The organism is Lonsdalea britannica, assembly GCF_003515985.1.
In the GTDB taxonomy this organism is placed as follows: domain Bacteria; phylum Pseudomonadota; class Gammaproteobacteria; order Enterobacterales; family Enterobacteriaceae; genus Lonsdalea; species Lonsdalea britannica.
The window spans coordinates 1,775,062-1,787,151 of the sequence record NZ_CP023009.1; the positions used below are offsets into that span (position 1 = coordinate 1,775,062).

Consider the following 12,090-nt stretch of genomic DNA (forward strand, 5'->3'; position numbering starts at 1 on the left):
TGGTGCCAGCAGCTTGGGTAGCCATGGCGGAGTTTCCGTTATCGCCGAACGGCAAAGTGAACCGTCATGCCCTGCCGGAGCCCGACGACGCAGCCTTCGCTCGTGCGGCGTTCGAGGCGCCGCAGGACGATACCGAGTTAACCGTGGCGGCTATCTGGCGGGCGTTGCTGGGCGTCGAGCGTATCGGTCGTCACGACAACTTTTTCGAGCTGGGCGGGCACTCGCTGCTGGCGGTGCAGCTGGTCTCTCGACTCCGGCTTGAGCTGGATGTCGACGTGCCGTTAGCCGAGGTGTTTGCCCATCCGAGTCTGAGCGCGCTTAGCGAGCGGATTCTGGACCTGAGCATCGAACAGTTTGATATCGCTGAGCTGCTGGACATGGCGGCCTCTATGGAAGGAGAAGAATAATGCAGAATACGGAAGGCACCCCCTCAACGGTCCCGCCCCTGTCTCGGGAGCAAAAGGCCAAACTGCTGGCGCTGGCGAAAGCCAAAGGGATGAAGCCGAAGGCCGCAGGCAAGCGAGAATCCCTCCTTCCCGCGCCGCGCGTCGAGGGCGGGATGCCGCTCGCGCCCGTTCAGCGCGGGCTATGGTTTCTGTCGCAAATGGAGTCGCAGGCGCCGGAACGCTATCTTCTGGGGATAGCCTATCGCCTCCGCGGTCGGCTCAATCTTGTCGCTCTGCGGGCGGCGCTGGACCGTATCGTCGCTCGTCATGAGGCGTTACGGACGCGGGTGGTGAACGCGGCGGGTACGCCGCGTCAGCACATCGGCCTTGCCGACATCGGATTCTCACTGGAAATACGCACGTTATCGAATGCGTCGGAACCTCTACCGCCTTTCACGTTTCGGCCGGAGCCGGAGCAAGGACCGCTGGTCGGCGGGCAGCTGGTGTATCTGGGAGACAACGAGCACCTGCTGCGTATTGCGTTGCACCACTTGATCGCAGACGGATGGTCGCTCGGGATTTTCCTGCGGGAGTTGAACGTCCTCTATACGGCTTTCAGCCAGGGGCTGCCTGACCCTTTGTCGCCGCTGCCGATTCACTATGCCGACTATGCCGTGTGGCAGCAGGCGCAGCTGAGCGGCGAGAGGCTGGAGGTCCAGCGTCGCTACTGGCGGACGCAGCTTCAGGGGGCGCCGACGTGTCTGGCGTTGCCGAGCGATCGCCCGCGTCCGCGCATGCAGGATGTCGATGGGGCCTGTGCGGCGGTCACGCTGGAGGCGCCGCTGGTGAACGGGCTGAAAGCGCTGGCGCAGCGCCACGGTGGTACGCTGTTCATGGCCTTGCTGGGAGGGTGGGCGGCGTTAATGAGCCGCCTGTCCGCACAGGACGACATCGTCATCGGCGTGCCGACGGCCGGGCGTCATCGCCGTGAAGTCGAATCGCTGATCGGCATGTTCGTCAACACCCAGGCGCTGAGGGTCGATTTCTCGTCGCCATTGAACACGCCCGCGCTGTTGACGCAGATTCGGGACACGGCGCTGGCGGCGCAGCGTCACGCGGATATCCCTTTCGAGCAGGTGGTGGAAGCGGTCGCGCCGACCCGCAGTCTGTCCCACAGCCCGGTGTTTCAGGTGATGCTGTCGCTGCAAAATACGCCTCGGCAGCCATTCACGTTACCCGACCTTGTGACTTTGCCGTTGGAGGGCGAAGCCACGATGGCGCAGGTCGATCTGAATCTGACGCTGACGGAAACCGAAGGGCGGTGCGAGGGGACGCTGTGCTATGCGACGGCGTTGTTTGATGCAGGCACCGTACGGCGTTATCTGAGCTACTGGGTGAGGATGCTACGCGGTATGGTGGCGCAGCCGGACCGTGCGGTGACGTCACTGCCGCTACTGTCCGCCGATGAACGGCGGCAGCGGCTGGACGAGGTCAATGCGACGCAGGCGGATTATCCTCGCGACGCCTGCGTGCATGAGTTGGTCGAGTCTCAGGCCGCCGCGCGGCCTGACGCGATCGCCGTGGTATTCGACGGTCAGGCGCTGAGCTACGGTGAGCTCAATAGGCGGGCTAACCAACTGGCGTACTGGCTCGTCGAACATGGGGCCGGCCCGGAGACCCGCGTCGTCGTGGCGCTACCGCGCGGTCCCGCGTTGATCGCCGCGCTGCTGGCGGTGCTTAAGTCGGGAGCCGCCTATGTGCCGTTGGACCCGGCGCAGCCGCAGGCGCGACTCAGCACGCTGTTGCATGACTGCGCGCCTGTGGCGGTGATCGCCTCGCGGACCACTCGCGGAGTCTTGGGCGATCTGCCTGACTCCGCCACGCTACTGACCTGTGACGATGACGCTGGCCCGTGGACGCGGTGTTCCGAGGCCAATCTGGCCCCACAGGATCGCGGGGTGACGGCGCGTCATCCGGCTTACCTCATTTACACCTCCGGCTCGACCGGCCGCCCTAAAGGCGTGACGGTGCCGCACCGGGCCGTCGTGAATTTTTTGCACTGTCAGCGGCGTCAGCATCAGGCTTCGTCGCAGACCCGGCTGCTGGCGGTCACCACCGTCTCCTTTGATATTCACGTTCTGGAGATTTACCTGCCGTTGATCGCGGGTGGTCAGCTGCATCTGGCGAACGACGATCTGCGGCGGAATGGCGAGCGGCTGGGGCATTATCTGAACGCAGAGGGGATCTCTTTATTTCAAGCCACGCCCGCCACGTGGAAGCTGCTGCTGGCGGCCGGTTGGCAGGGTGCCTCCGGCTTGACGGGGTTGATCGGCGGTGAGGCGTTTTCGCCGACGTTGGCGGCGGCGTTGCTGCCGCGCGTCGATGCACTGTGGAACATGTACGGTCCGACCGAGACCACTGTCTGGTCGACGACGTGGCGTATCGGCGCTGAGGATGCGTCGATACCGATTGGTCATCCCATTGCGAATACGCGAATTTATTTGCTGGATGCGGAAGGGGAGCCGGTGCCGCCCGGCGTGCCGGGGGAGATTTATATCGGCGGCGATGGCGTCAGTTTGGGCTATTTCCAGCGTCCCGATCTGACGGCGGAGCGCTTCCTGCCCGATCCTTTTTGCGACGATGGCGATGCCCGCCTGTATCAAACCGGCGATCTGGGACGCTGGCGCTCCGACGGCGCGCTTGAATATCTGGGGCGTAACGATTTTCAGGTCAAAATCCGGGGTTTTCGCATCGAGCTGGGCGAGATTGAGTCGGCGTTACTGGCCTGCAAAGGCGTACGCGAGGCGGTGGTGACGGCGATCAGCGGAGACCGCGAGGAAGCGCGACTGGTCGCGTACTACGTGGCCGAGGCCGATAGCGTACTCACCGGTGATGAACTGCGCACGACGTTGATCGCGCGTCTGCCTGACTACATGGTGCCCGCCGCGTGGGTCGCGTTAGAGAGTGTGCCGCTGACGCCGAACGGCAAGGTCGATCGCAAGGCGTTGCCCGCCCCGGATGCGTCAGCCTATGCGCAGCAGCCCTACGCAGCGCCGCAGGGGGAGACGGAAGCGACGCTGGCGGCGATCTGGCAGTCGCTGCTCGGCGTGCAGAAGGTGAGTCGTCACGACAACTTCTTTGCGCTAGGCGGGCACTCATTGCTGGCGATGCAACTGGTGGCCCAAGTGCAGGACGCGCTGCGTCGGGCGCTGCCGCTGGCGACGTTGTTCGCCCATCCGACGATCGGCGAGTTGGCTACGGCGCTGGATGCCGCATCGCAGGAAACGCTGGCCGATATTCCCCCTTTGAAAGCCGGTGAAGACGCGCCGCTGTCGTTGGCGCAGCGCCGAATCTGGGTGTTGAGCCAGATGGATGCGGCGGCGGGGGCGGCCTATGTGTTGTCGGGCGGCGTGAAGTTCGAGGGGGCGCTGGATGTGCTGGCGCTCCGGCAGGCGCTGGATCGCGTTTATGCGCGGCATGCCGTGTTACGTACGCATATCGAGGTACGCAATGGTCATCCTGCGCAGGTGATTGAGACAGAGACGCGAGGTTTTCCGCTCAGCGTCGTTAACGTCGACGATCCGCGCAATCCACCAAGCTTCTCGCCGACGTTCGATCTTACGGCAGGACCGCTGGCGCTGGCGCAGCTGGTCACGGTGTCTGAAGGAGAGCACTGGCTAAGGCTGGCGCTGCACCACATCATCGCCGACGGGTGGTCTATCGGCGTGTTGATGAAGGAGATCGGCGAGTTGTATGCCGCGTTTCATCAGCAAAAAGACGATCCTTTGCCCGCGCTGCCGATCCAGTACGGGGACTTCGCGACCTGGCAGCGGCAGTCTCTCTGCGGCGACCGGATGCAGGCGCAGCAGCGCTATTGGACAGAACAGCTGCGCGGCGTGCCTGAATGTCTGACGTTGCCGACCGAGCGCCCCAGACCGCAGCAGCAAGACTACCGCGGCGGCCGGGTGAGGGTGTCGCTGGACGCCGGACTGACGGCGTCGCTGAAAGCGCTGAGCCAGCGTGGGAATGCCACGCTGTATATGACGCTGATGGCGGGGTGGGCGGCGTTGATGAGCCGACTGTCGGGTCAGGAGGATGTGGTGATCGGTTCACCTAACGCAGGCCGCCCTCGCCGCGAGGTCGAGCCGCTGATCGGCATGTTCGTTAACACGCAGGCGCTGCGCGTCGATCTGTCGGCGCAACCGGACGCCATCACGCTGCTGGCACAGGTGAAAGCGACCGCGCAAGCGGCGCAGACGCACGCCGACATTCCGTTCGAGCAGGTCGTAGAGACGCTGGCGCCATCCCGTAGCCTGTCCCATAGCCCGATTTTCCAGGTCATGATGACGCTACAGAATATGCCGGAAGCGGCGCTGACGTTGCCGGGTGTGACGGTGACGCCGCTGCAAGATGAGGCGACGGTCTCTCCATTCGATCTCAGTCTGGTTCTGAGCGAACAAGGCGAAGCGCTCAGCGGAGGGCTGTATTACGCCCGGGCGCTGTTCGATGAAAGCACGGTACGCCGTTATCTCGGCTACTGGCAGCGGCTGCTCGCCGGCATGGTGGCTTCGCCGACGACGCCGGTAACGGCGTTGCCGCTATTGTCCGAGGAGGAACGTCGTCAGGTGCTGTGCGACTTCAACGCCACGCGCGCCGACTATCCCACCGGCGGCTGTCTGCATGCCCTGTTCGAGGCGCAGGCGGCCCGTCAACCGGACGCGCAGGCGGTGCTTTGCGGCGGCCTTAGCCTGCGTTACGGCGAATTGAACGCGCAGGCCAATCAGCTGGCGCACTGGCTTAACGCTCAGGGCGTCGGTCCGGGTGACCGGGTTGCGATCGCGCTGGATCGCGGTTGCGATCTGATCGTCGCGCTGCTGGCGGCGCTGAAGTCCGGGGCCGCTTATGTGCCGCTGGACCCGGCGCTGCCGATGGAACGACTGAGTTATATTCTAAAAGACAGCGCGCCGCAGGTGTTGGTGAGCAGTCGCGATGTCCACGATCGTTTAGGGGCGCTGCCATCCGCCGTGACGCGGGTCTTGCTGGAAGGGGAACATCGACCTTGGGCGCAGTCGCCGCAGGACGATCTGCCGACGCAAACGCTGGGGCTGACGCCTCATCATCCGGCTTATCTCATCTACACCTCCGGCTCGACCGGCCAGCCGAAGGGCGTGATGGTTGAACATCGGCATGTCGTCAATCTGGTTCACTGGCACCAAGAGGCGTTCGATCTACGGGCGCAAGATATGTCGTCCAGCGTGGCGGGACTGGGATTTGACGCCGCGGCTTGGGAGATCTGGCCACCGCTGTCGGTCGGAGCCCGGTTGGTGATGCCGACGCCGGAGATCTCACGCGATCCGCAGCGGCTGCTGACATGGTGGGCGGCACAGCCGCTGGACGTCAGCTTTTTGCCGACGCCCGTCGCTGAGTTAGCCTTCGCGCGTGATATGGCGCCGTCTGCGCTGCGGACGCTGCTGGTCGGTGGCGACAGGCTGAAACGCCGCCCGCCCGCCGGAGCGCGATTTACCCTGTTCAACAACTACGGCCCGACGGAAAACACGGTTGTCGCCACTTCAGGGATCATTCGCAAAGACGAGCCGGCGCTGCATATTGGGCGGCCTATCGCCAACACCCATGTGTATATTCTGGACGGTCAGGGGGAGCCGGTGCCGCCGGGAGTGTGCGGCGAACTGTTTATCGGCGGCGCGCAGGTTGCTCGCGGGTACGTCAATCGTCCGGATTTGACCGACGAACGCTTCCTGCCCGATCCGTTTGCGCAGGAGGCGGAAGCGCGAATGTATCGCACCGGGGATCTGGGCCGTTGGCGGAGCGACGGGACGATCGACTACCTCGGACGCAATGACTTCCAGTTGAAGATCCGCGGTTTTCGCGTGGAGTTGGGGGAGATCGAATCGGCGCTGCTGGCCTGCGAAGGGATCCGCGAAGCGGTGGTCGACGCCGTGACCCTGACGAGACAGACGCAGGAAAAACGGTTGGTCGCCTACTACACCAGCGACGATCCGCAGGGGATCTGCGCGGACAGTCTGCGTGAACGGCTCAGCGCCCGACTGCCGTCATACATGTTGCCGGTGGCCTGGATGGCGCTGACGGAGATGCCGCTCACCGTGAACGGCAAGGTCGATCGCAAAGCGTTGCCGATCCCGGATCAAACCGCGTTTGCGCATCAGCCCTATGCCGCGCCGCAGGGCGAACGGGAGACCACGTTGGCGGCGCTCTGGCAGTCGCTGCTGGGCGTGGAAAAGGTCAGCCGATACGACGATTTCTTCGCGCTGGGCGGACACTCTTTGCTGGCCGTGCAGCTGATTTCGCGACTGCGTGACGAGCTGGGGCGCGAGCTGTCTCTGGCGACGTTGTTTGCGCGTCCTGCGTTGCACGAGGTCGCCGCCGTGCTGGACGCGACGACGCAGAGCGATCTGACGCCCATTATTCCGCGCAGGACGCAAGACGCGCCGCCGCTGTCTTTGGCTCAACGGCGAATCTGGTTCCTGACGCAGCGGGATGCCAACGCCAGCGCGGCCTATGTCATTGCCGGGGGATTAAACTGGCGGGGACGCTTGATGTCTTGGCGCTACAGCGTGCGCTCGATCGTATCGTTGCCCGCCATGCGGCGCTGCGGACGCACATCGAGTGCCGCGATGGCGAGCCGGTACAGGTGGTGGAGTCGGAAGACCGGGGATTCCCGTTGCAGATAACGACGGCGAACGAACAGCACGATCTGTACTCGTCGTTTATGCCTGAATTCGATCTGACGGCTGGTCCTCTGGCGCAAGGGCAGCTGATTCGGGTATCGGCGCGGGAGCATTGGCTGCGTCTGGCGCTGCACCATATTATCGCCGACGGCTGGTCGCTGAGCGTGATGATGAATGAACTGCGCACGCTGTATGCCGCCTTTATACAGGGCCAACCCGACCCGCTGCCGGTGATGGCGATCCAATACGGCGACTACGCCGAGTGGCAACGCGAACAGATGCAGAGCGAGGGATTTGAGGCTCAGCAGGCCTATTGGGTGACGCAGTTGCAGGGGATCCCGGATTGTCTGACGCTGCCAGGCGATCGCCCCCGACCTCAGGTGCAAGACTACCGCGGCGCCAATACGGCGGTGGAACTGGATAGCGCGCTGACGCAGTCGCTGAAAGCCTTGAGCCAGCGCTGCGGCGGGACGCTGTTTATGACGCTGCTGGCAGGCTGGTCCGCATTGCTGAGCCGGCTGTCAGGACAGGACGATGTGGTCATCGGCACTCCGATTGCCGGGCGTAACCGGCGCGAGCTTGAGCCGCTCATCGGCATGTTTGTGAATACTCAGGCGCTGCGCGTCGATATGTCCGCCGATCCCGATACTGTCGCGCTCATCGCGCAGATTAGGGAAACGCTGCTGGCCGCGCAGGCGCATGCGGAGATCCCCTTCGAACAGGTGGTAGAGGCGTTGGCTCCGGCTCGCAGTTTGTCGCATGGACCGGTCTTTCAGGCGATGTTGGCGTGGCAAAATTTGCCCGTTGAATCTGCCGAGTGGCCCGGGCTAACGCTTTCGCCGTTACATCACGAAACAGCGACCGCCCAGTGCGATCTCATTCTGGAATTGCGTGAGGAGGGCGATCGCGTGGCGGGGCATCTGAATTATGCGACCGCGTTGTTCGATGAGGCCACCGTACGGCGTTATGTGCGCTATTGGGTACGGCTGCTGCGAGGCATGGTGGCCGAGCCGAATCGACCGGTGCAGGCGTTGTCGCTGCTCTCTTCTGGCGAGCGGCAGCGGGTGTTGGTCGACGTCAACCAGACGCGGACGGTATACCCGATGCGTGAGAGTCTGCCTGCGCTGTTTGAGGCCCGGGCGTTACGGCATCCCGAAGCGCAGGCATTCATCTGCGGCGAGCAACAGGCAAGTTACGGCGAGTTAAACGCGAGAGCGAATCAACTGGCTGCGCGGTTGGCGGCGCTTGGCGTGCGGCCCGGCAGCCGGGTGGCTATCGCGCTGGCGCGCAGCGGGGAGCTGATCGTCGCGATATTGGCGACGCTTAAGGCCGGCGGCGCTTATGTGCCGCTGGATAGCGGCTATCCGCAGGCGCATCTGCAGTTTATCCTGCGCGACAGCGCTGCCGAGGTGTTGATAACGGATTCGAAAACGCGCCATGCATTCGACGGTATCGAGCATAAGTGTGCGGTGGTGAACGTCGATTGTCCGCCGCCGAACGCGGCTGGCGACGCTGAGTGTGATCGCAGCGCGGCCGTGGCGTGCGGCGGGGCCCAACTCGCCTACATCATGTACACCTCCGGTTCCACCGGGCGGCCGAAAGGCGTGATGGTGGAGCATCGCAATATTGCGAAGCTAGCCATCAACAACGGATATGCGGATTTCCGACGGAGCGATCGCGTGGCTTGCCTTGCCAATCCGGCGTTCGACGCCAGTACGATGGAAATATGGGGACCTTTGCTTAACGGCGGCAGTATCGTGCTGTTCAGTCAGGATACGGTGCTGGATCCCGTGCGCTTCGCGGCAGAGATCCAACGGCAGCGGGTCAGTATCGTCTTTATGACCATTGCGCTGTTCAACCAATATGCCGACACGCTGCAACCGGTGCTTCCCCGCCTGCGTTACCTGATGGTCGGCGGCGAATCGCTCGATCTGACGTTTGTGCGTCGGGTGCTGCGCGTCGGGCCGCCGCAGAACTTCCTGCATATGTATGGGCCGACGGAAACCACCACCTACGCTACGGCTTTCCGCATGAACGACGCGGCTCCTGAAATGGGAAGCATGCCGATTGGTCGACCGATCGCCAATACCACGATTTACATCCTCGATCGTTATCGCCAACCGGTTCCCGTCGGCGTGAGCGGCGAACTTTATATCGGCGGTGCCGGCGTGGCGCGCGGCTACCTGAACCTTGACGAGCAGACGACCGAGCGCTTCCTGCCAGACCCCTTCGCCACTGAACCGGGGGCGCGGATGTACAGGACGGGCGATCTGGGGCGGTGGCTGCCCGATGGCACCATCGAGTTCATGGGACGCAACGACTTTCAGGTGAAGATTCGCGGTTTCCGCATCGAACCCGAGGAGGTCGAGGCGGCACTGCAGGCGCTGGACGAAGTGCGGCAGGCCGTGGTGATGGTGTGGACGACGGCCACTCAGGAAAAACAGCTGGTGGCCTACTTCACCGCATCCCGACCGGAAGTCGACATTGCCTCGCTACAGGCGCTAATGGGCGGACGCCTGCCCGCCTATATGGTGCCTTCCGCCTATGTGCAGTTGGATATTATGCCGCTAACTCCCAATGGGAAAGTGAACCGCGCCGCGTTGCCTGCGCCGGACGACAGCGCGCGAGCGCGATGCGGTTATGAGGCACCGCGGGGAGATAGCGAACGCGTGCTGGCGGAGATCTGGCAACGCTTACTGGGCGTGGAGCAGGTGAGCCGTCACGACGACTTTTTTGCGTTAGGAGGACATTCACTGCTGGCCTTGCAGCTTGTCAATCAAGCGCGACAAGCAGGTATACATCTGACGCTGTCCTCGTTGTTTGCAGCGCCGCAATTGCAGGCGCTGGCAGAGCAGAGCCAAAGCCCGCAGGTGGAGCGCGGCGGCGAGACGGCCGTTGCGTTTCGTGCGACGGGAGAGCAGCGACCGCTGTTCATTGTGCCGGAGGCGAGCGGCGAACTGTTCTATGGGCCGTTGCTGGCCGCTTGTATCAGCGATGAGATTCCGGTCTACGGCTTGCCAGGACCGGATTGCAGCCAGCCGCCTTTCATGACGCTGGAGGCCGCGGCGTCACGCTATGTCCGCATCATCCGTTTGGCTCAGCCCGAGGGGCCTTATCGGCTGCTTGGCTGGTCGTTTGGCGGTACGCTGGCGTACGAAATCGCGGCGCAGCTGTTGGGTCAGGATCAACAGGTTGAATTTCTGGGTATGCTGGACACCCGGTGGCCAGACTCGCCGCAGGGCTTCGTCGCTTCGCTGGATGAGTTGCTGGCGATGACTGACGAGGAGGAGATGCTGGCGTTTCTGGTCCGCGGCGATTTGGATGCTATCGCTCATGGCGCCATTGCCGTCAACCCGGATGCCATTGCGCGGGCGCGGCGAGGACGGCTGGAAGATCATTATGATCTTGGGCGCGAGACGGGAATTTTCCCGGCGAACTGGTCGCCTGCTTATTACCGTGGCTGGCTGCGTCATCGGTTGGCATTGCTGCGAGCGCAGTATCGGGCGCCGACATTGCCGCTGACGCTGGATCTGTTTATCGCTCAGGATGAGCCCACCGAGGGCGGGCGCTATCTTGGCTGGGATCGCCTGTTACCGACGTCGGCCATTCACCGTATTCCGGTTCCCGGCGATCATCGGCGCTTAGTCTCGGAACCTTACGTGCAGGAGGTGGGTCAGGCGATTAGCGCGGCGTTGCAGACTTGCCGCGCAGAAAGGGCGCGCAGCGACGATCCACTGGTCGTACTGCAGGCGGGGAGCGGGGCAGGACCGACTTTGTTATGTATTCCCGGCGCGGGCGATAATGTTTTTGCTTTCAACGCACTGGTGCAGACGCTGCCCGGCGACTGGACGGTATTGGGATTGCAGCCGCGTGGGCTGTGGGGCAATGAGGTGCCCCACTCGAGCGTAGAGTCGGCTGCTGCGTGCTATCAGCAAGCGCTAAGCCGTTATCCTTTGACGGAAACCGTGCATCTCTTGGGGCATTCGTTCGGCGGCTGGGTCGCATTGGAAATGGCGGCCAGACTGGAGAGCGCGGGAACCCTGCTCACATCGCTGGTGCTGGTTGATTCCGATGCCCCCGCGCCCGCGGCGCGAGAACATACGGACGTGCAGGCGCTGATGTTATTGATCAGGCTCTTCGAAATGAGGGGAAGTTCTCTGGGACTCACCGAGGAGTACCTCGCCAGCCTGACGTTGCCTCGTCGGTTAGAGGTCATGCTGGAGCGTCTGATCGCTCAGGAAATATTCCCGCAACAGACGAAGGTGGAGGCGCTGGCGAGTATTTATCGTGTCTTTTCCACCAATATCCGTACCGCCTATCGCCCCACGGCGTTGCCTTCGATAGCGCCCTATTTGGTGATGGAGAAGGAGGCTTCCCCACAGCAACTGTCGGAGTGGCAGGCGGTGGTGCCGACGCTGCAGGGAGGCTATGGCGAGGGCAATCATATTACGCTGCTTGAGTCGCCCTGCGTTCAGGCGCTGAGCGAGGTGCTACGCCGATAGTCGCTTTTGTTGCCCGGCCCGCCCGAAGGTCTGTTTCATCGGGCGGGCATTTCCTGCTTATCCTTTTCTCTTCGTCGTGGTTCCAAGACGGCTGCCCGCGCTCGCTGGGGATGATGTCCGCGGTTGTCAACCCGACGAACGCCGGGTTTCCCCTGGTAAATGTCCTTTCAGCGGCCCTTTCTCTCTATCCACTATGATGTATGGTGGATCTTCTGCACAGGCCGCCTGTAGATGGCTGAGGCGCGTTAATATTCCCTTGGTATGCAATTACAGAGAATGCTTATTTATTGCCTTTGCCATTCATTGCTAGAGTCGATTCTTGCCAACAGAAGGGTGAATGTGAAGGAGATAAAAAATTGACTGTTTTTGGCGGTCTTCCTGCGGGAGCTACTACACCTTGGGTATTAGGGCATGTAGAATGCGACCACTCTTTTACTCGTCATATTGCGCGAAAAAGAGTCTCAGGAAGAAAACAGTCGAGCGGCAAGTGATGTC

Annotated in this window: 3 protein-coding genes; all 3 read left to right on the forward strand. The window is 62.8% G+C overall.

Annotated elements, in window-relative coordinates:
* Nucleotides 1–23 precede the first annotated feature (23 nt).
* Genes CKQ53_RS19020 through CKQ53_RS08335 form a run of 3 tightly spaced genes read left to right on the forward strand, consistent with a single transcriptional unit; the run spans nt 24 to nt 11,595 of the window.
* Nucleotides 24–407 carry a phosphopantetheine-binding protein gene (locus CKQ53_RS19020; RefSeq protein ID WP_244201041.1) on the forward strand — a complete coding sequence of 128 codons (384 nt, stop codon included), beginning with the start codon at nt 24–26 and terminating at the stop codon, nt 405–407.
* A complete protein-coding gene (locus CKQ53_RS18705) occupies nt 407–7,096 on the forward strand; it encodes a non-ribosomal peptide synthetase (RefSeq protein ID WP_118894875.1) in 6,690 nt (2,229 codons plus the stop codon). The genes CKQ53_RS19020 and CKQ53_RS18705 overlap by 1 nt, the downstream gene beginning before the upstream one ends.
* Nucleotides 6,994–11,595 (forward strand): non-ribosomal peptide synthetase, encoded by a 4,602-nt coding sequence (locus CKQ53_RS08335; protein WP_244201042.1) that lies wholly within the window; start codon nt 6,994–6,996, stop codon nt 11,593–11,595. Before CKQ53_RS18705 ends, CKQ53_RS08335 begins: the two co-directional genes overlap by 103 nt.
* The last annotated feature ends 495 nt before the right edge of the window (nt 11,596–12,090 follow it).

Coding starts and splice junctions, on each gene's coding strand:
- CKQ53_RS19020 (WP_244201041.1), top strand. CDS start 24: ATGGCGGAGTTTCCGTTATCGCCGAACGGCAAAGTGAACCGTCATGCC.
- CKQ53_RS18705 (WP_118894875.1), top strand. CDS start 407: ATGCAGAATACGGAAGGCACCCCCTCAACGGTCCCGCCCCTGTCTCGG.